Annotated in this window: 19 protein-coding genes, 4 tRNA genes and 1 pseudogene; 19 read left to right on the top strand and 5 right to left on the bottom strand. The window is 71.4% G+C overall.

Annotated elements, in window-relative coordinates; translation table 11 throughout:
- The first annotated feature begins 22 nt into the window (after positions 1-22).
- The 4 genes from ACFVXJ_RS22715 (at position 23) to ACFVXJ_RS22700 (ending at position 429) form a co-directional block, all read left to right on the top strand.
- A tRNA-Glu gene (locus ACFVXJ_RS22715) sits at positions 23-95 on the top strand.
- 63 nt (positions 96-158) lie between these two features.
- Positions 159-231, top strand: a tRNA-Glu gene (locus ACFVXJ_RS22710).
- A gap of 27 nt (positions 232-258) precedes the next feature.
- Positions 259-330: transfer RNA gene (locus ACFVXJ_RS22705), tRNA-Gln, on the top strand.
- A gap of 26 nt (positions 331-356) precedes the next feature.
- Positions 357-429: transfer RNA gene (locus tag ACFVXJ_RS22700), tRNA-Glu, on the top strand.
- A 158-nt stretch (positions 430-587) separates the two neighbouring features.
- Here ACFVXJ_RS22700 and ndgR read toward each other — a convergent pair.
- On the bottom strand, positions 588-1,304 hold the full coding sequence (gene ndgR, locus ACFVXJ_RS22695; protein ID WP_136213317.1) for an IclR family transcriptional regulator NdgR: 717 nt from the start codon (positions 1,302-1,304) through the stop codon (positions 588-590).
- Positions 1,305-1,489: 185 nt separating this feature from the next.
- Here ndgR and leuC point away from each other — a divergent pair, with 185 nt between their 5' ends.
- From leuC to ACFVXJ_RS22675, 4 genes are all read left to right on the top strand, one after another.
- Entirely contained in the window at positions 1,490-2,914 is a 1,425-nt protein-coding gene (gene leuC / locus ACFVXJ_RS22690; RefSeq protein WP_389664128.1) for a 3-isopropylmalate dehydratase large subunit, read from the top strand.
- A gap of 3 nt (positions 2,915-2,917) precedes the next feature.
- The gene (gene leuD, locus ACFVXJ_RS22685) at positions 2,918-3,511 is read left to right on the top strand and encodes a 3-isopropylmalate dehydratase small subunit (protein WP_329198621.1); all 594 of its coding nucleotides are present in this window, start codon (positions 2,918-2,920) and stop codon (positions 3,509-3,511) included.
- A 137-nt stretch (positions 3,512-3,648) separates the two neighbouring features.
- On the top strand, positions 3,649-3,876 hold the full coding sequence (locus tag ACFVXJ_RS22680) for a hypothetical protein (RefSeq protein ID WP_389664125.1): 228 nt from the start codon (positions 3,649-3,651) through the stop codon (positions 3,874-3,876).
- A gap of 144 nt (positions 3,877-4,020) precedes the next feature.
- Complete coding sequence (locus ACFVXJ_RS22675; protein ID WP_361308983.1) at positions 4,021-4,698, top strand: HU family DNA-binding protein; 678 nt, start codon at positions 4,021-4,023, stop codon at positions 4,696-4,698.
- 311 nt (positions 4,699-5,009) lie between these two features.
- Here the strand turns inward: ACFVXJ_RS22675 and cofC are convergent.
- Positions 5,010-5,636, bottom strand: a pseudogene (cofC, locus tag ACFVXJ_RS22670) (2-phospho-L-lactate guanylyltransferase); the annotation flags it as partial.
- A gap of 244 nt (positions 5,637-5,880) precedes the next feature.
- On the opposite strand from cofC, the gene ACFVXJ_RS22665 reads away from it, so the two are divergent.
- From ACFVXJ_RS22665 to ACFVXJ_RS22655, 3 genes are read left to right on the top strand one after another with little or no spacing between them, the layout of a single operon-like run.
- Complete coding sequence (locus tag ACFVXJ_RS22665) at positions 5,881-6,633, top strand: lysophospholipid acyltransferase family protein (RefSeq protein ID WP_389664124.1); 753 nt, start codon at positions 5,881-5,883, stop codon at positions 6,631-6,633.
- Positions 6,630-7,640 (top strand): NAD(P)H-dependent glycerol-3-phosphate dehydrogenase, encoded by a 1,011-nt coding sequence (locus ACFVXJ_RS22660; RefSeq protein WP_389664122.1) that lies wholly within the window; start codon positions 6,630-6,632, stop codon positions 7,638-7,640. Before ACFVXJ_RS22665 ends, ACFVXJ_RS22660 begins: the two co-directional genes overlap by 4 nt.
- 39 nt (positions 7,641-7,679) lie before the next feature.
- Positions 7,680-8,834, top strand: a complete 1,155-nt coding sequence (locus ACFVXJ_RS22655; protein WP_389664120.1) for a D-alanine--D-alanine ligase family protein — start codon at positions 7,680-7,682, stop codon at positions 8,832-8,834.
- 83 nt (positions 8,835-8,917) lie between these two features.
- On the opposite strand, the gene ACFVXJ_RS22650 is transcribed toward ACFVXJ_RS22655, so the two are convergent.
- Both ACFVXJ_RS22650 and ACFVXJ_RS22645 read right to left on the bottom strand, forming a co-directional pair.
- Positions 8,918-9,418, bottom strand: a complete 501-nt coding sequence (locus ACFVXJ_RS22650; protein WP_389664118.1) for a DUF3515 domain-containing protein — start codon at positions 9,416-9,418, stop codon at positions 8,918-8,920.
- Between the two features lie 22 nt (positions 9,419-9,440).
- Entirely contained in the window at positions 9,441-9,674 is a 234-nt protein-coding gene (locus ACFVXJ_RS22645) for an Lrp/AsnC family transcriptional regulator (RefSeq protein ID WP_136213327.1), read from the bottom strand.
- A gap of 245 nt (positions 9,675-9,919) precedes the next feature.
- Between ACFVXJ_RS22645 and ACFVXJ_RS22640 the strand changes: the two genes are divergently transcribed.
- Positions 9,920-10,903, top strand: a complete 984-nt coding sequence (locus ACFVXJ_RS22640; RefSeq protein ID WP_389664116.1) for a thiamine-phosphate kinase — start codon at positions 9,920-9,922, stop codon at positions 10,901-10,903.
- Positions 10,900-11,700 (top strand): bifunctional hydroxymethylpyrimidine kinase/phosphomethylpyrimidine kinase, encoded by an 801-nt coding sequence (gene thiD / locus ACFVXJ_RS22635; RefSeq protein ID WP_389664114.1) that lies wholly within the window; start codon positions 10,900-10,902, stop codon positions 11,698-11,700. Before ACFVXJ_RS22640 ends, thiD begins: the two co-directional genes overlap by 4 nt.
- 158 nt (positions 11,701-11,858) lie before the next feature.
- Here the strand turns inward: thiD and rpmB are convergent, their stop codons facing one another.
- On the bottom strand, positions 11,859-12,044 hold the full coding sequence (gene rpmB / locus ACFVXJ_RS22630) for a 50S ribosomal protein L28 (RefSeq protein ID WP_007266795.1): 186 nt from the start codon (positions 12,042-12,044) through the stop codon (positions 11,859-11,861).
- Positions 12,045-12,274: 230 nt separating this feature from the next.
- Here rpmB and ACFVXJ_RS22625 point away from each other — a divergent pair, with 230 nt between their 5' ends.
- From ACFVXJ_RS22625 to ACFVXJ_RS22600, 6 genes are all read left to right on the top strand, one after another.
- On the top strand, positions 12,275-13,921 hold the full coding sequence (locus ACFVXJ_RS22625) for a DAK2 domain-containing protein (protein WP_389664112.1): 1,647 nt from the start codon (positions 12,275-12,277) through the stop codon (positions 13,919-13,921).
- A 26-nt stretch (positions 13,922-13,947) separates the two neighbouring features.
- Positions 13,948-16,152 carry an ATP-dependent DNA helicase RecG gene (gene recG / locus ACFVXJ_RS22620; RefSeq protein WP_389664110.1) on the top strand — a complete coding sequence of 735 codons (2,205 nt, stop codon included), beginning with the start codon at positions 13,948-13,950 and terminating at the stop codon, positions 16,150-16,152.
- Between the two features lie 60 nt (positions 16,153-16,212).
- Positions 16,213-16,791 carry a 16S rRNA (guanine(966)-N(2))-methyltransferase RsmD gene (gene rsmD, locus ACFVXJ_RS22615; RefSeq protein WP_389664109.1) on the top strand — a complete coding sequence of 193 codons (579 nt, stop codon included), beginning with the start codon at positions 16,213-16,215 and terminating at the stop codon, positions 16,789-16,791.
- Between the two features lie 29 nt (positions 16,792-16,820).
- Complete coding sequence (gene coaD, locus ACFVXJ_RS22610) at positions 16,821-17,300, top strand: pantetheine-phosphate adenylyltransferase (RefSeq protein WP_190186917.1); 480 nt, start codon at positions 16,821-16,823, stop codon at positions 17,298-17,300.
- A gap of 103 nt (positions 17,301-17,403) precedes the next feature.
- Entirely contained in the window at positions 17,404-18,453 is a 1,050-nt protein-coding gene (locus ACFVXJ_RS22605) for a cell division initiation protein (protein ID WP_389664107.1), read from the top strand.
- A 144-nt stretch (positions 18,454-18,597) separates the two neighbouring features.
- Positions 18,598-19,248: a DUF177 domain-containing protein gene (locus tag ACFVXJ_RS22600; protein WP_361310236.1), complete on the top strand. Its 651-nt coding sequence runs from the start codon at positions 18,598-18,600 to the stop codon at positions 19,246-19,248.
- Position 19,249: the final 1 nt, after the last annotated feature.

Raw genomic sequence — 19,249 nt, 5'->3', positions numbered from 1 at the left:
GTGCAGTAGTGACGCAGTGCTTGCCCCCGTTGTGTAGCGGCCTAGCACGCCGCCCTCTCAAGGCGGTAGCGCCGGTTCGAATCCGGTCGGGGGTACAGATCCTTCCCGCAAGACCTCCATCGGGTAGCTCCCGGACGTCTTGATGCAGGATCGCTAGGGCCCCCGTTGTGTAGCGGCCTAGCACGCCGCCCTCTCAAGGCGGTAGCGCCGGTTCGAATCCGGTCGGGGGTACTATGTCTAGCATGGTCTAGACCACTATGGGCTATAGTGTAATTGGCAACACGAGGGTTTCTGGTTCCCTTATTCTAGGTTCGAGTCCTGGTAGCCCAGCGCAGTGCAGTAGTGACGCAGTGCTTGCCCCCGTTGTGTAGCGGCCTAGCACGCCGCCCTCTCAAGGCGGTAGCGCCGGTTCGAATCCGGTCGGGGGTACAGGAGAAGAGGCCCTCCGCGATCATCGCGGAGGGCCTCTTCGTCATGTCCGGCCAGGGGGAGCCGCAGAAGTGCGGGCCCGGAGGCGCGTGTTCGGACGTGTGCGGCGTCGTACGCGCCCCCGGGCCCGGGAGGACGGGGGAAAAGGACGGGGAAGGTCAGCCGGAGCGGCGCAGGGCCTCCGTCAGCCGGCCGGCGGCGTCGATGACCGCCTGGGCGTGCATCCGACCGGGGTGCCGGGTCAGGCGCTCGATCGGGCCGGAGACCGATACGGCGGCCACGACCCGGTTCGACGGCCCGCGCACCGGCGCCGAGACGGAGGCCACGCCGGGCTCCCGCTCGCCGATCGACTGCGCCCAGCCGCGACGCCGTACGCCGGACAGTGCCGTCGCCGTGAAACGCGCGCCCTGAAGGCCGCGGTGCAGCCGCTCGGGCTCTTCCCACGCCATCAGGATCTGCGCGGCCGAACCGGCCTTCATCGGGAGCGTGGAGCCCACCGGGACGGTGTCCCGCAGGCCCGACAGCCGCTCGGCCGCTGCCACGCAGATGCGCATGTCGCCCTGACGCCGGTAGAGCTGCGCGCTCTCGCCCGTCACGTCGCGGAGGTGGGTGAGCACCGGTCCGGCCGTGGCCAGCAGACGGTCCTCGCCGGCCGCGGCGGCAAGCTCTGCCAGCCGCGGGCCGAGGATGAACCGGCCCTGCATGTCCCTCGCCACCATCCGGTGGTGTTCCAGTGCCACGGCAAGGCGATGTGCCGTGGGTCGTGCGAGCCCTGTCGCCGCGACCAGCCCGGCGAGGGTGGCCGGACCGGACTCCAGTGCGCTCAGTACCAGAGCTGCCTTGTCGAGAACGCCGACGCCGCTAGAGTTGTCCATGAAACGATATTCACGTCTCACACTGTGAAACGCAAGTTCAATTTTTCCAAGAACGAGCGAGTCTGTATGTGCGGGTCCACGAACCACTGGGTCCGAGCCGTCGTCCGGGACGTGGGGTACGGGCGATACAGGCGCACAAGATCTCTATGAAGCGCCGGCACAACCGGCCGGCCGGAGGGAAAGCGATGGGTAGGACACTCGCGGAGAAGGTCTGGGACGACCATGTCGTCCGGCGCGCCGAGGGCGAGCCCGATCTCCTCTTCATCGATCTGCACCTGCTGCACGAGGTGACCAGCCCGCAGGCCTTCGAGGGCCTGCGTCAGGCCGGCCGCAAGGTCCGTCGCCTGGACCTCACCATCGCGACCGAGGACCACAACACCCCCACCATCGACATCGACAAGCCGATCGCGGACCCGGTCTCCCGGGCCCAGCTGGAGACGCTGCGGCGCAACTGCGCCGAGTTCGGGGTCCGCCTGCACTCGCTGGGCGACGTCGAGCAGGGTGTCGTCCACGTGGTGGGACCGCAGCTGGGACTGACCCAGCCCGGCACCACCGTGGTCTGCGGCGACTCCCACACCTCCACGCACGGCGCCTTCGGCGCGCTGGCCTTCGGCATCGGCACCAGCCAGGTCGAGCACGTGCTGGCCACCCAGACGCTGCCGCTGGCCCGCCCCAAGACGATGGCGATCACCGTCACCGGCGCGCTGGCCGAGGGCGTCACCGCCAAGGACCTGATCCTGGCGATCATCGCCCGGATCGGCACCGGCGGCGGCCAGGGCTACATCCTGGAATACCGCGGCGAGGCCATCGAGAAGCTGTCGATGGAAGCCCGGATGACCATCTGCAACATGTCGATCGAGGCCGGTGCCCGCGCGGGCATGATCGCCCCCGACGAGACCACCTTCGACTACCTCCGCGGCCGCGACCACGCCCCCGAGGGCGAGGACTGGGACGCGGCGGTCGCCTACTGGAAGACGCTGCGCACCGACGACGACGCCGTCTTCGACGCCGAGGTCGTCATCGACGGCGCGGCGCTCTCCCCGTTCGTCACCTGGGGCACCAACCCGGGCCAGGGCGCGCCGCTGTCCGCCAACGTCCCCGACCCGGCTTCGTACGAGGACGCTTCGGAGCGCCTCGCCGCCGAAAAGGCCCTGGAGTACATGGGGTTGACGGCCGGGCAGCCGCTGCGCGACATCGAGGTCGACACCGTCTTCGTAGGTTCCTGCACCAACGGCCGCATCGAGGACCTGCGCGCCGTCGCCGGCATCATCGAGGGCCGCAAAGTCGCCGACGGCGTACGGATGCTGGTCGTCCCGGGCTCGGTCCGGGTCGCGCTGCAGGCCGTGGAAGAGGGACTGGACAAGGTCTTCAAGGAGGCCGGGGCCGAATGGCGGCACGCGGGCTGCTCGATGTGCCTGGGCATGAACCCCGACCAACTGGCCCCCGGCGAGCGCTCCGCGTCCACCTCCAACCGCAACTTCGAGGGCCGCCAGGGCAAGGGCGGACGCACCCACCTGGTCTCCCCGCAGGTGGCCGCCGCGACCGCGGTACTGGGCCACCTGGCCTCGCCCGCCGACCTGTCCGACGTCACCGCCCCCGCCGGAGTCTGAATCATGGAAGCTTTCACCACCCACACCGGTCGGGCCGTCCCGCTGCGCCGCAGCAACGTCGACACCGACCAGATCATCCCGGCCCACTGGCTGAAGAAGATCACCCGCGACGGCTTCGAGGACGGGCTCTTCGAGGCGTGGCGCAAGGACCCGGAGTTCGTCACCAACCGTCCCGAGCGCGCCGGCGCGACCGTGCTGGTCGCCGGCCCCGACTTCGGTACCGGCTCCTCGCGCGAGCACGCCGTCTGGGCGCTGCAGAACTTCGGCTTCAAGACCGTCATCTCCTCGCGCTTCGCCGACATCTTCCGCGGCAACTCGCTGAAGAACGGTCTGCTGACCGTCGTCCTGCCGCAGGAGACCGTCGAGCGGCTGTGGCAGCTGACCGAGGCGGACCCCACCGCCGAGATCACCGTCGACCTGGTGGACCGCAAGGTCCGAGCCGAAGGCGTCGAGGCGGAGTTCGAACTCGACGACAACGCCCGCTGGCGTCTGCTGGAGGGTCTGGACGACATCTCCCTCACCCTTCAGAACGAAGCGGACATCGCGACGTACGAAAGCACCCGGCCGACCTTCAAGCCGCGCACGATTCAGGCGTGATTCCTGCCTGATCAGCGCTTATTCACCCTCGGGTGATCACATCACCCCCACTGTGCCCCTCGCCTTCCGGCGGGGGGCACAGCCGTGTGTTGAGGCCCCGTGAGGCGACAACTCGCCCCAGATGGCACAATCTGTGCATGGAACGCGACAGTCAACTTGAGCTCTACGAAGTGGTCGCGAGCCGATTGAAAGAAGCACACACAAGGGTGCGCACGCTGCAAGTCCCGGAGGGCGTAAGGATGGCGCTGTCCCGGAAGCTGTTGGTCGTCACGGCCGCGGCGAAGCATGATCTCGCCGATGCGGCAAGGCGCCTGGACAGGTTGATGAAGGACCTCGACGAGGGTCGATTCCCTGAAGGCGACTGATGCGAAGGAACTCCGTAACGGCTTACAACGTTGCGGCACTAGGGTGATTAGCCCGTTTCGTGTTTGATTTGCGGTATATATCCGCCTAACGTGCGAAATAAGCTTGAACACATTCGTTCTGGCGAAGTCTCCGAAGGGGAAGACGTGAACAAGGCGCAGCTCGTAGAAGCGATTGCCGACAAGCTCGGCGGCCGCCAGCAGGCCGCGGACGCGGTCGACGCGGTACTGGACGCCATGGTCCGCGCGGTCGTCGCGGGCGACCGGGTCTCGGTCACCGGCTTCGGCTCGTTCGAGAAGGTCGACCGTCCGGCCCGCTACGCCCGTAACCCGCAGACGGGTGAGCGCGTCCGGGTCAAGAAGACCTCGGTTCCCCGGTTCCGCGCGGGCCAGGGCTTCAAGGACCTGGTCAGCGGCACCAAGAAGCTCCCCAAGGGAGGCGAGGTCTCCGTCAAGAAGGCGCCCAAGGGCAGCCTTTCGGGCGCCCCGCCCACCATCGCCAAGGCCGTCGGCAAGAAGGCCACCGCGAAGAAGACGGCGGCGAAGTCGACCTCCGCGCGGAAGACCACGACCGCCGCCACCACCAAGAAGGCCGCCGCGAAGAAGACCACCGCGGCCGCCAAGAAGACCACCGGCGCCGCGAAGAAGACGGCGGCGGGGTCCTCCACCGCCGCGGCGAAGAAGACCACCGCCAAGAAGGCCACGTCCACGGCCAAGAAGACGGCTCCGGCGGCCAAGAAGACCACCGCGAAGACCACCGCGCCCGCCAAGAAGACGACGGCGCGCAAGACCACCGCGAAGAAGACCACCGCCCGCAAGAAGTAAGCAGGGCACGAGTCACACACGCCGGGCCGGCTTCCCCACGGCGGGGAAGCCGGCCCGCGGTGCGTTCACCCGGCCGAGCGGCGCGGGTGGCAGGGGGCGTGCGGCCCCCGTCAGAACGTCTGCAGGGTGACCAGGGTGATGCGCAGGTCCGGGCCCGAGCCCTGCGTCTCGATCCGCACGCGCTGCCCGGGCCGCAGCAGCCGCAGGCCGCCCGCGTCGAACGCCGCGGCCTCGAAGGGCACCGGGGTGCCGTCGTCCAGCAGCACGCTGCCGCTGCGGGTCTGGGAGTCGTACGTGTACGCGGTCGCCTGCATACCGGCACTGTATCGGGCCGTGTGCCGGCCCACCCCGAGGGCGAGGGCCGTCCGCAGATCGGCGCCCGTGTCCACGTCCCGGCGGACGCTGTCGACACCGGTCAGGGAGATTTCCACCGCCCCCGACGCCGAATGCCGGGCCCGCGACGGACCGCCGAACGACGGCGCCAATTCCACGTCCGGAGCAGCGGAAAGCAGGGTCGTCCCGATTCCCGCCGCATCCGCCAGAAAAGCCCGCGGAAATACCGAGGCGGTATCGAGCACGCGTAGCAATTCGGGTGGCCGCAGCGCGGGCAGGTCCGCGTTCAGCGCCGCCACCGCCGACCCGGGCCGCCCCGACCGTACGGCCCGCGCCCCGTGGGCCAGCGCCGCGTTGAGGCCGGCGCCCGGGACGTCCGGGACGATCCGCGCCCCGAGCCGCGCCAGTTCCGCGCCCGCCACCGCGTCGTCCGTGACGACCACCACATCCGCCACGACCGCGCAGGCCAGCGCCCCCGCCACGGTGTCCTGGGCGAAGGCCAGCGCGAGCCCCGGGCGCGAGCCGCCGACGGCCGCGGCGAGCCGGCTCTTGGCCAGCGCGAGCGGCTTCAGCGGGACCACCAAGCTCCAGACGGCGTTCGTCACGACCCCTTCCCTCCGGCGCGCCCCCGCGCGCGTGTGGGCCGCGCTCGGTCACGGCCCGGTCGTCGGTCGGCCCATTGTCCCCTCCACCCGGACACGGGTGGACTCGGCGGCCCGGCTGGGGCGTACGGTGTTCTCGACAGAGACCGGACCCGGGGCGAGACTTGTCCGGCCCACGAGGTGCCCAGTCCCCCAGCCACCGCTGGGCGGTGGCCCCCGTGCCCCGGTCCTAGAGGAAGGTGTCCGAGTGTCCCGCCGCAGAATCGGCTTCTGGTACCGCCTGGCGGCGGTCATCGCGAAACCGCCGCTGGTAGTGCTGTTCAAGCGGGACTGGCAGGGAATGGAGCACATTCCGGCCGACGGCGGGTTTATCACCGCGGTCAATCACAACTCGTACCTGGACCCGCTGTCCTACGCGCACTTCCAGTACAACACCGGCCGGGTGCCGCGGCTGCTCGCGAAGGCCGGCCTCTTCAAGGTGCCTTTCGTCGGCATGATCCTGCGCGGTTCGGGACAGATCCCCGTCTACCGGGAGACCACCAACGCCCTGGACGCGTTCCGGGCGGCCGTCGCCGCCATCGAACGCGGAGAATGCGTGGCCTTTTACCCGGAGGGCACCCTCACCCGCGATCCCGGCATGTGGCCCATGGCCGGCAAGACGGGCGTGGCCAGGGTGGCACTCGTGACCAAGGCGCCCGTCATTCCGGTGGCCCAGTGGGGCGCGAACCTCGCGATGCCGCCCTACGCGAAGGAGAACAAGGTCCGCCTGTTCCCCCGCAAGACCCTCCAGGTGCTCGCCGGACCGCCCGTGGACCTCTCCGAGTTCTACGACCGGGAACCCACCCCCGAGGTGCTCAAGGCGGCCACCGAGACCATCATGGCGGCCGTCACCGGGCTGCTGGAGGAGCTGCGCGGCGAGAAGGCGCCCGAGCAGCCGTACGACCACCGCAAGGCCAGGGCGGAACAGCGGCGCAAGGCCGCGGGGGAGGGCAAGAAGTGACAGGTCCCGTGAAGGCAGCCGTCTACGGAACCGGCTCCTGGGGCACGGCGTTCGCCGTGGTCCTCGCCGACGCCGGCTGCGAGGTGACCCTCTGGGGCCGCCGCAAGGAGCTGGCCGACGCCGTCAACACCGGCCGGACCAACCCGGACTACCTGCCCGGCGTCGAACTCCCCGCGAACATCCGGGCCACCACCGACGCGGCCGAAGCCGCGGCGGGCGCCGACTTCACGGTCCTCGCCATTCCGTCCCAGACCCTGCGCGGCAACCTGGCCGCGTGGACGCCGCTGCTGGCCCCCGACACCGTGCTCGTCTCCCTCATGAAGGGCATCGAACTCGGCACCGCCAAGCGGATGAGCGAGGTCATCGAAGAGGTCGCCGGCGTCCCGGCCGAGCGCGTCGCCGTCGTCACCGGACCCAACCTGGCCCGGGAGATCGCCGCCCGACAGCCCGCCGCGTCCGTCGTCGCCTGCGTGGACGAAGGCGTCGCCCGGCGCCTCCAGGCCGCCTGCCACACCCCGTACTTCCGCCCGTACACCAACACCGACGTGGTGGGCTGCGAGCTCGGCGGCGCCGTCAAGAACGTCATCGGGCTCGCCGTCGGCATCGCGGACGGCATGGGTCTGGGCGACAACACCAAGGGCTCGCTCATCACCCGCGGCCTCGCCGAGACGACCCGCCTCGGCCTGGCCATGGGCGCCGACCCGCTCACCTTCTCCGGCCTCGCCGGGCTCGGCGACCTCGTCGCCACCTGCTCCTCGCCGCTCTCCCGGAACCACACCTTCGGCACCAACCTCGGCCGCGGGATGACCCTGGAGGAGACCATCGCGGTCACCAAGCAGACCGCGGAAGGGGTCAAGTCGTGCCAGTCCGTGGCGGATCTGGCGCACCGGTACGGAGTGGACATGCCGATCACCGAAACGGTCGTCGACATCGTCCACCACGGCAAGCCCACGCTGGTCGCGTTGAAGGAACTCATGGGCCGCAGCGCCAAACCGGAACGTCGCTGAGTCCTTTCCGGACGTTCGAGCGGGTACTCTCGTGGCGATATGAGCAGCGAGAACCTTCCCCAGACCCCTGAGCAGCGGGGCCGCAAGCCCCGCGTGGCCGTCGTGTTCGGCGGCCGCAGCTCGGAACACGGCATCTCGGTCGTCACCGCGGGCGCCGTGCTGCGCTCCATCGACCGCTCCAAGTACGAGGTGCTGCCCATCGGCATCACCACGGACGGCCGGTGGGCGCTGACCGCCGACGACCCCGCCCGGATGGCCATCGCCGACCGGAAGCTCCCGGACGTCGACGCGCTCGCCGACTCCGAGGAGGGCTCCGTCGTACTCTCCGTGGACCCCGCCCACCGCGAGATCGTCTACACCGAGCCGGGCGCCGTTCCCAAGGCCCTGGGCGAGGTCGACGTCGTCTTCCCCGTGCTGCACGGCCCGTACGGCGAGGACGGCACCCTCCAGGGACTCCTGGAACTCGCCGGAGTCCCGTACGTCGGTTCCGGTGTCCTCTCCTCGGCCGTCGGCCAGGACAAGGACTACATGAAGCGGGTGTTCACCTCCTTCGGGCTGGACGTCGGCCCGTACGTGACCATCCGCCCGCGCGAGTGGTCCGACCCGGACGCCGCCCGCGGGAAGATCCTGGACTTCGCCGCCGAACACGGCTGGCCGCTGTTCGTCAAGCCGGCTCGTGCCGGCTCCTCCATCGGCATCACCAAGGTCGACGACGCCTCGGCCCTGGACGCGGCCGTCGTCGAGGCCCGGCGCCACGACCCGAAGATCATCGTGGAGGCGCTGCTGCGCGGCCGCGAGATCGAGTGCGGCGTGCTGGAATTCGAGGACGGGCCCCGCGCGAGCGCCCCGGCCGAGATCCCGCCGGTGTCCAGCCACGACTTCTACGACTTCGAGGCGAAGTACATCGACTCCGCCTCCGGGATCGTGCCCGCCCCGCTCACCCCCGAGCAGACCGCCGAGGTGCAGCGGCTCGCGATCGAGGCGTTCGAGGCCGCGTCCTGCGAGGGCCTGGTGCGCGCCGACTTCTTCCTCACCGAGGACGGCACCTTCGTCATCAACGAGATCAACACCATGCCGGGCTTCACCCCCATCTCCATGTACCCGCGCATGTGGCAGGAGTCGGGCGTCGAATACCCGGAGCTGGTCGACCTCCTGATCCAGGCGGCGCTGCGCCGGTCCACCGGACTGCGCTGAGCCCGCCGGGACCCCACGCACGAAAGGACCGCCCGCCGGACATCCGGCGGGCGGTCCTCGTGGGAACGGGGAGCGGGCGCCTCTCAGTAGGAGGAGATGCCCTCGGGAACGGTCTTGGCGACCGCCGCGGAGAGCCCGACCAGCATCTGCGCGTCGGTGGCGTGCTCCTTGTCCACCCGGACCTCGGTGTACGCCAGCCGCAGCCCGGTCGTGAACCGGTAGCCGCCGCCCTCGCCGTCGGGCACCTTCTCCACCAACCAGCCCACCCCGTTGACCTCGACCCCGTCCTGCTTCGGATCGGCCATCTTCGGGGGCTTGGGGATACCGCACCGCAGTACGATCGCCGAGCCGCCCCACGCGGCGGTCAGCGGCGACTCGGGTGTGGTGCCGGTCCGCTCCAGGCCGGCCACCGTGTCCGGGAGCTCCTTGTGCAGTGCCGCACAGAGTCCCGCGACCTCGGCGGGCGGCGTGGGCGGTGGGTCCAGCCGGGCCCGGGAACCGTCCGTGGCGCAGCCCGCGAGGGCGAGCAGGGCGGTGCAGGCAGGCAGGGCCAGGAGACGCAGCGGCCGGTGGTGGACAGACATCACCGGCCAAGAGTAGACGGGGCTACAGATGGACCACCGGGCAGGTCAAGGTGCGGGTGATCCCCTCCACCTGCTGGACCTTGGCCACCACCATGCGGCCGAGATCGTCGACCGTGTCGGCCTGGGCGCGCACGATCACGTCGTACGGGCCCGTCACGTCCTCGGCTTGGATCACCCCCGGGATCTTGCCGATGGACTCGGCGACGAACGACGCCTTGCCCACCTCGGTCTGGATGAGGATGTACGCCTGTACCACGGAACCTCCAGGGCGGCCACGAGGATCATTTCCCCTAACCTTCGGGTGGGACCCGGAATTGCGGGTGGGCCCGGGGACGAAGGGACGCCACGGTACCGCGTCGCCGAGCGCCGCGGGGAGACCCGCGAGCCCGGCACCACGCACCGCGGGGCGCACGGAGAGCAGAAGTTGACGTATCTGTTGACGGTACCCAGAGCTGTGACGGCTCGCGACCGCAAGCGGACTGGGCAAGAAGGGGCACAGCGATGAAGGGCACTGTGGGCGAGCTGGGGGAGTTCGGGCTCATTCGGGAGCTCACCTCACGGCTCACCACCACCCCGGCGGTCCGGCTCGGACCCGGGGACGACGCCGCGGTGGTCTCGGCCCCCGACCGGCGGGTCGTGGCGAGTACGGACATCCTGCTGGAGGGCCGGCACTTCCGGCGCGACTGGTCCACGGCCTACGACGTCGGCCGCAAGGCCGCCGCCCAGAACCTCGCCGACATCGCCGCCATGGGCGCGGTGCCGACCGCGCTGCTGCTCGGCCTCGTCGTACCGGCCGAACTGCCGGTGACCTGGCCCACCGAGCTGATGGACGGCATCCGCGACGAGTGCCAGGTCGCCGGCGCGGCCGTGGTCGGCGGTGACGTCGTACGCGGTGACACCATCACCGTGGCCATCACCGCCCTCGGCGACCTGCGCAACCACGAACCGGTGCTGCGCTCCGGCGCGCGCCCCGGCGACGTGGTGGCCGTCACCGGCTGGCTGGGCTGGTCCGCGGCCGGATTCGCCGTGCTCTCGCGCGGGTTCCGCTCCCCGCGGGCCTTCGTGGAGGCCCACCGCCGCCCGGAGCCGCCCTACCACGCGGGCCCCGCCGCCGCCGGACTCGGCGCCACCGCCATGACCGACGTCAGCGACGGCCTGGTCGCCGACCTCGGCCACATCGCCGAGGCCAGCAAGGTACGGATCGACCTGCGCTCGGCGGCCGTAGACATCCCCAGCCAGATGTACGACATCGGCCAGGCCGTGGGCGTGGACCCGCTCCAGTGGGTGCTCACCGGCGGCGAGGACCATGCCATCGTGGCGACCTTCCCGCCCGACGTGAAGCTGCCCGCGCGCTGGAAGGTCATCGGCGAGGTGCAGAACCGCTCCGCGCTGCCCCAGGTGACCGTCGACGGCGCCCCCTGGACCAGCAGCGGCGGCTGGGACCACTTCGGCGCCGACCCGGCGGACGAGGAGCCCCCGCGGTGATCCGTCCGCCGCTGTGCCTGACCGTCGCCGGATCGGACTCCGGGGGCGGCGCCGGCATCCAGGCCGACCTCAAGACGATGTTGGCGCTCGGCGTGCACGGGATGAGCGTCGTCACCGCCGTGACCGCCCAGAACTCGCTCGGCGTGCGGGGAGCCTGGGAACTGCCCGCCGAGGCCGTTCGCGCCCAGTACCGGGCCGTGGTGGACGACATCGGGGTGCAGGCGGTCAAGACCGGGATGCTGTCCTCGGCGGTCCTCGTGGAGACGGTGGCCGAACTCCTCGCCGGCACCGCGGCCCCGGCCGTCGTGGACCCCGTGGGCGTCTCCAAACACGGCGACGCGCTGCTGGCCGCCTCCGCGCTGGACGCCGTGCGCGCGGCGCTGCTGCCCCGGGCCACGGTGGCGACACCGAACCTCGACGAGGTGGCGCGGCTCACCGGCGTCGTGGTCGAGACCGAGGACGACATGCGGCGGGCCGCCGACGCGGTCCTCGGCTTCGGACCGCGCTGGGCCCTGATCAAGGGCGGCCACCTGGCGGCGCACGGCGACGAGGCCGTGGACCTGCTGACCGACGGCGCCGCGGAACACTGGCTGCGCGCGCCCCGGTACGACAACCGGCACACCCACGGCACCGGATGCACCCTGGCCAGCGCCGTCGCGGCGGGCCTCGCGCGGGGGCTGGACGTACCGGGAGCCGTCACGGCGGCCAAGGAGTACGTCACCGGCGCCATCGCGGCCGGGTTCCCGCTCGGCGCCGGCATCGGACCCGTCGACCACGCCTGGCGGTGGCGGGGGTAGGTCCCGTCCCGGAACGGCGAACGGGGGCGGGGCCGGTCACCTGACCGGTCCCGCCCCCGAGGGCGCCCGCGGGCGCGGGGAAAGGCAAAAGGCCGGCCCACGAGGTGGACCGGCCTTCTTGGCAACCGGGAAGGGCTGCGCTACGACGACGGGAGGCGTCAGCGCGAGACCTTGCCGGCCTTGATGCACGAGGTGCAGGCGTTGAGGCGCTTCGGCGTCCCATTGACCACGGCACGGACGCGCTGGATGTTCGGGTTCCAGCGACGCGAGGTGCGGCGGTGCGAGTGGGAGATGTTGTTGCCGAAGCTCGGCCCCTTGGCGCAAACGTCGCAGTTGGCAGCCACAGGTCACTCCAAAGACTTCAGATGCACTTACAGTGAATCCGGCGCACCGGAATCAGAGATCCGAAGTGGTTTGCCGGGGGAAATGGCCCGACTCTCATCGGGCAACCGGAGCAGCATACAACGACTGCGCCCGTCCAAGAAAACTACCACGGGCCCCGCCGCCCCCGCCCCGGGCGCCCGGCCTTCGTTACCCTGCGGTGAACCCTGGCCCGCACAAGGAGGAACGCCCGGTGCCGCACGAGCCGCAGCCGCAGCCCGCCGACGAGCTCGACGCCGAAGCGGTGCGCACCTGGAGTTCGCTGGCCCTGGCCGCCCTGGACCGGGCCCGCGAGGACATCGACGCCATCAACGTCTACCCCGTCGCCGACGCCGACACCGGCACCAACCTCTACCTCACCGCCGAGTCCGCCGACCGCGCGCTGGCCGCGGCCTTCGAGGACGTGACGCGGGACACGCCCGCCCCCTCCCTCCCCGAAGCCGTACGGGCCTACGCGCACGGCGCGCTCATAGGCGCCCGGGGCAACTCCGGGACGATCCTCGCGCAACTGCTGCGCGGGGTGGCCGACGTACTCGGCACCGAACCCGGGGAGCGGTCGCCGGGGCCGATGCTCGCGCAGGCCCTGACCCGGGCCGCGGAAGAGGCGTACCAGGCCGTCGCGCACCCGGTCGAGGGCACCATGCTCACCGTCGCCGGCGCGGCGGCGCGGGCGGCGGGGGCCGCGGCGGGGACCGCCGCCGACGTGGCCCGCGCCGCCTACGACGGGGCCCGCGCCGCCCTCGCCGAGACCCCGGGGCAGTTGGCCGCGCTGGGCCGGGCCGGGGTGGTCGACGCCGGGGGCTGCGGGCTGGTCGCCGTACTCGGGGCACTGTGGCAGGCGCTGTCCGGCCAGGAGCCCGCCGCGGAGCCGGTACGGGGCCGGGCCGTGCCCGTACCGCAGCCGCCGCGGCCCTGCGACGCGCAGGAGCGGGGCGGCCCCGCGTACGAGGTGATCTACCTGCTGGAGGCGTCCGAAGCCGCCGTGGCGACCCTCCGAACCCGGCTCGACGGGCTCGGCGACTCGCTCGTGGTGGTCGGCGGCGACGGCCTCTGGAACGTCCACGTCCACGTCGACGACCCCGGGGCGGCCGTGGAGGCCGGAGTGGTCGCCGGACGGCCCTACCGCATCCGCATCACCCACTTCGGCGACGAGCGGCGCCGCGCGCGGGGCGAGCGCGCCCAGCGGGCCGTGGTCGCCGTCGTGCCCGGCGAGGGGCTGGCGGCCCTGTGCGGCGAGGCGGGCGCGACCACCGTCCTCGCGCGGCCCGGGGAGGCGCCCGCGGTCGCCGAACTGGCCGACGCGATCCGGCGCGCCCACGCCCGCGAGGTGGTGGTGCTGCCCGGCGGCACCGAGTGGCGCGCGGTGGCCGCCGAGGCCGCCGAAGAGGCCCGCGGCGACGGCGTCCGGGTGGCCGTGATACCCACCCGCTCGGCGGTCCAGGGCCTGGCCGCCCTCGCCGTGCACGACCCGGACGCCACCTTCGACGAGGACGTGGTCGCCATGACCGCCGCCGCGGGCGCCACCCGCTACGGGGAACTGGCCGTCGCCGAACGGCAGTCCTTCACCTCCGCCGGCATCTGCCAGGCCGGGGACGTCCTCGGCCTCATCGACGGCGACATCGCCGTCATCGGGTCCGGGCTGCCGGAGACCGCGGAGGCCGTCCTGGCGCGGATGCTGGGCTCCGGCGGGGAACTCGTCACCCTCGTCCTCGGACCGGAGGTCCCCGACGCGCTCGCCGCGCGCCTGGAGGCGTACGTCCAGCAGGGGCACCTGGCCGTCGACACCGTCACCTACCGCGGCGGCCGGTACTCGGCGCCGCTGCTCATCGGGGTCGAATAGCCGCGTTGTCGGCGCCATGGTGTGCAATGGAACACGTGCCCGCGCTCGACGAAGACCTCAAGAAGACGCTCGGCCCCGCCACCGCCAAGGTGCTGGCCGAGCAGCTCGGCCTGCACACGGCCCTGGACCTGCTCCACCACTACCCGCGGCGGTACGCGGAGCGCGGCGAACTGACGCCCCTCGCCGACCTCGCCGACCAGCTCGACGAGCACGTGACGGTCGTCGCCCAGGTCGCCGACGCCAGACTCCTCACCTACCAGGGCAGTCGCGGCGGCGGGAAGCGCCTCGAAGTCACCATCACCGACGGCAGCGGCCGACTCCAGTTGGTCTTCTTCGGCTCGGGCGTCCACAAACCGCACAAGGACCTGCTGCCCGGCAGCCGCGCCATGTTCGCGGGCAAGGTCTCCCGGTTCAACCACAAGCTCCAGCTCGCCCACCCCGCCTACGAGCCGCTCGGCAAGGACGCGGAGGACGGCGGCGAGGCCGTCGCGGTCGCCTTCGCCAACCAACTCATCCCGATCTACCCGGCCTGCAAGCAACTGGAGTCCTGGAAGATCGCCAAGTGCGTGGACGCGGTCCTGCCCGGCGTCCGCGAGACCCTGGACCCGCTCCCGCCCGCGCTGCGCGACGGGCGGGGCCTGATCCCGCTCCCCGAAGCGCTGTTGAAGATCCACCGGCCGGGCACCAAGGCCGACGTCGAGGACGCCCGCCGGCGCCTGAAGTGGGACGAGGCGTTCGTCCTCCAAGTCGCCCTGGCCCGCCGCCGGCACGCCGACTCCCAGCTCCCCGCCGTCCCCCGCCGCCCCGTCCCGGGCGGCCTGCTCGACGCCTTCGACGCCAAGCTGCCCTTCACCCTCACCGAGGGCCAGCAGACCGTCTCGAAGGAGATCTTCGACGACCTCGCCACCGACCACCCCATGCACCGTCTCCTCCAGGGCGAGGTGGGCTCCGGCAAGACGCTGGTCGCGCTGCGGGCCATGCTCGCCGTCGTGGACTGCGGGGGGCAGGCGGCGATGCTCGCGCCCACCGAGGTGCTCGCCCAACAGCACCACCGCTCGGTCACCGAGATGATGGGCGAGCTCGCCGAGGGCGGGATGCTCGGCGGCTCCGACCGGGGCACCAAGGTCGTCCTGCTCACCGGCTCCATGGGGATGCCCGCGCGACGCCAGGCGCTGCTCGACCTCGTCACGGGCGAGGCCGGCATCGTCATCGGCACGCACGCCCTGATCGAGGACAAGGTCCGCTTCCACGACCTGGGCCTGGTCGTGGTCGACGAACAGCACCGCTTCGGCGTCGAACAGCGCGACGCGCTGCGGTCCAAGGGCAAACAACCGCCCCATCTGTTGGTCATGACCGCCACCCCGATCCCGCGCACCGTCGCCATGACCGTCTTCGGCGACCTGGAGACCTCCGTCCTCGACCAGTTGCCCGCCGGACGTTCCCCGATCGCCACGCACGTGGTCCCCGCCAAGGACAAACCGCACTTCCTGGCCCGGGCCTGGGAGCGGGTCCGCGAGGAGGTCGAGAACGGCCACCAGGCGTATGTGGTCTGCCCGCGCATCGGTGACGCGGAGGACGACGCCAAGAAGAAGTCCGCCGAGGACGAGAGCGAGAAGCGGCCGCCGCTGGCCGTCCTGGAGATCGCCGAGCAGTTGACCGAGGGGCCGCTCGCCGGGCTGTCGGTGGAGGTGCTGCACGGCCGGATGGACCCGGCCGACAAGGACGACGTGATGCGCCGCTTCACCGCGGGCGAGGTCAAGGTCCTCGTCGCCACCACCGTCATCGAGGTCGGGGTGAACGTCCCGAACTCCACCGTGATGGTGATCATGGACGCCGACCGGTTCGGCGTCTCCCAGCTCCACCAGTTGCGCGGTCGCGTCGGCCGAGGCTCCGCACCCGGACTGTGCCTGCTCGTCAGCGAGATGCACGAGGCGAGCCCCGCCCGCGCCCGACTGGCCGCCGTCGCCGCCACCCTCGACGGCTTCGAGCTGTCCCGGATCGACCTGGAACAGCGCCGCGAGGGCGATGTCCTCGGCCAGGCCCAGTCGGGGGTGCGCTCCTCGCTGCGGATGCTCGCCGTCATCGACGACGAGGAGGTCATCGCCGAGGCCCGCGAGGAAGCCGGCCGCGTGGTCGCGGAGGACCCCGAACTGACCGCGCTGCCGGGCCTGCGGGACGCCCTCGACGCCCTGCTGGACACCGAGCGCGAGCAGTACCTGGAGAAGGGCTGACCGGTACGACATATCGTGGGAGCCCCCGCACACCCGCCCTCCCCACAGCGAAGGACCCAGATGACCCGCGTGATCGCCGGCAGCGCCGGCGGGCGACGGCTGGCCGTGCCGCCCGGCACCGGCACCCGCCCGACCTCGGACCGGATGCGCGAAGGGCTCTTCTCCACTTGGGAGTCCCTGCACGGCGTACAGGAATCCCGCGTGCTGGACCTCTACGCGGGCTCCGGCGCGGTCGGCCTGGAGGCGCTCTCGCGCGGCGCGGACCACGCGCTGCTCGTCGAACCCGACGCGAAGGCCGCCAAGGCGATCCGCGACAACATCAAGGCGGTCGGTCTGCCGGGCGCCGAATTCCGGGCCGGGAAGGCGGAGCAGATCGTCGCGGCGGCCGCCCACGGCGAGCCGTACGACATCGTGTTCCTCGACCCGCCGTACGCCGTCGGGCACGACGATCTTCGGGAGATCCTGCTCACACTCCGGTCCAACGGCTGGCTCACGGACGACGCACTGGTCACCGTGGAACGCAGCACCAGGAGCGGTGCCTTCCCCTGGCCGGACGGGTTCGAGCCGCTCCGGTCGCGTAAGTACGGCGAGGGCACCCTTTGGTACGGTCGCGCCGCCTTCACCAGCGAAGAATCATGAAGCCCGCACCGGAGAGCGAGGGACCTCACTTGCGCCGCGCCGTCTGTCCCGGGTCGTTCGACCCCATCACCAACGGACACCTCGACATCATCGGCCGGGCCTCCCGGCTCTACGACGTCGTCCACGTAGCCGTGATGATCAACCAGTCCAAGAAGGGGCTGTTCACCGTGGAGGAGCGGATCGAGCTGATCCGCGAGGCGACGGCCGACTACGGGAACGTCCAGGTCGAGTCCTTCCACGGGCTGCTCGTCGACTTCTGCAAGCAGCGGGACATCCCCGCCATCGTCAAGGGCCTGCGGGCCGTCAGCGACTTCGACTACGAACTCCAGATGGCCCAGATGAACATGGGGCTGTCGGGCGTCGAAACGCTGTTCGTGCCGACCAACCCCACCTACAGCTTCCTGTCGTCCTCCCTGGTCAAGGAGGTCGCGGCATGGGGCGGTGACGTCGCCCACCTGCTGCCCGCACACGTCCACGCGGCCCTCCTCGCCCGGCTCGCCGAACGCTGACCGTCCCGCCTTTCCCCGGCCGGTCCCGCGCGCCGGCCCCGCGGCCTTAAAGTCGTCCCGACCGACTCGGGAACCGCCCGAGGCCGAGAGAGTGCGAGCCCCCATGGACGTGCAGAAGAAGCTCGACGAGATCGTCGCGGCCGTCAGCGGCGCCCGGTCCATGCCCATGTCGGCCTCCTGCGTGATCAACCGCGCGGAGCTGCTCTCCGAACTGGAAGAGCTCCGCAAGGCGCTCCCCGGATCGCTCGCGCAGGCACAGGAGCTCATCGGCGGTCGGGACCAGCTGGTCGAGGAGGCCCGCCGGGAGGCGGACCGCATCATCGAGTCCGCGCACGCCCAGCGGGGTTCCCTGATCTCCGACACCGAGATCGCCCGGCGCGCCCAGGCGGAGGCCGACCGGATCCTGGCGGAGGCCAGCCGGGAGGCCGAGGAGATCCGGGCCGAGGCGGACGACTACGTCGACAGCAAGCTCGCCAACTTCGAGGTCGTGCTCAGCAAGACGATCGGCTCCGTGGACCGGGGCCGCGAGAAGCTGCTGGGGCGCGGCCCGGGACTGGACGAGCACGGGTACCCCGAAACGGACGCCCCCGAGCGCAGCGGAGACCCGCAGACCCAGCGCGAGCAGGCGGACGCGTACGTGGACACCAAGCTGGCGACCTTCGAGGCGGTGCTCTCCAAGACCCTGGAGGCCGTCGGCCGGGGCCGGCAGAAGCTGCTCGGCCGGGTGCCCACGGACGACCTCGGCGCGCACATGGCCGCCCAGGACGCGGCGGGCCCCGCGCAGGCCCGCTCCGCGAGCGACGCGGACTTCCTGGCGGGCCTCGCCGAACCCGCGCCCGTGGCGGTCCCGGTGTCCGTCCCCGCCCAGGCCCGGCAGGAGCCGGTCTACGACGCGTACGGGTACGGGCAGCAGCCGCAGGCGCCGCAAGAGCCGCAGCACGACCCGTACCCCGGCTACCAGGACCCCTACGGCTACCAGCAGCAGGTCCGCCAGCCGGACCCGTACGGCATGCCCTACCAGCAGCAGCCGGACCCCTACGCGGCCTACCACCAGCCCCAGGCGCCCCAGCAGCCCGCGCTCGACGAGACCAGCTTCTTCGACACGAGCATGATCAACCTGGATCAGCTGCGGCAGTACGGCGAGGGACGCTAGACCGGATTGGGCGCTGGGCGCGGCGCCGGGTATCCTGGCTGTTCGGTCGCGCGTATGCACCGCGATCCATGCTGCCCTTGAGCGGCTCAGCCTTTTGAGCGCAGCGACTTCGATCTTCAGCGATCTGTGAAAGCGGGAACGACCCTGAGCACGCACCTCGACCACCGCAACCCCCTCGTGTTCGACACGCACGAGCTGGGTCGGCGTCCTGGTGCCATGCAGCGGCTGTCCCGCGAGGTCGCGGCGCCGGCGGACCTCGGTCTCGCCGACGTCATCGGAGTGCCGGAAGGCGCCCCGCTGAAGCTCAGCCTCCGTATGGAGTCGGTCATGGAAGGGGTGCTCGTCACAGGCACCGCTCGTGGCCGGGCCGTGGGGGAGTGCGTAAGGTGTCTGGAGTCCGTCGAGCGCGAGCTCAAGGCGGACTTCCAGGAGATGTTCTCGTACCCTGACGCCGACGACCGGAGCCGCTCGAAGGCGGAGCCGGCCGACGACGCCGAGGACGACGAGGACACGCTCCACCTTGAGGACGGCTTGTTCGACCTCGAACCCGTGCTGCGTGACGTGGTGGTGCTCGCACTGCCGCTGCAGCCGGTGTGCCGGGAGGACTGTCTCGGACTGTGCCCCGAATGCGGGCTCAATCTGAACGAGGACCCGGACCACCACCATGACGCCGTCGACATCCGTTGGGCGGCACTGCAGGAACTCGTCGTGACCGATCAGGACGACGAGAAGGACAACATGAGCGGCACTGCATCTGACGGAGTTCAGAGCGCCGCCGAGAAGCAGGAGAAGTAGC

The organism is Streptomyces sp. NPDC058279, assembly GCF_042881255.1.
In the GTDB taxonomy this organism is placed as follows: domain Bacteria; phylum Actinomycetota; class Actinomycetes; order Streptomycetales; family Streptomycetaceae; genus Streptomyces.
The sequence above is the reverse complement of the archived record's forward strand: the minus strand, read 5'-3'. Positions and strand labels throughout refer to the sequence as shown.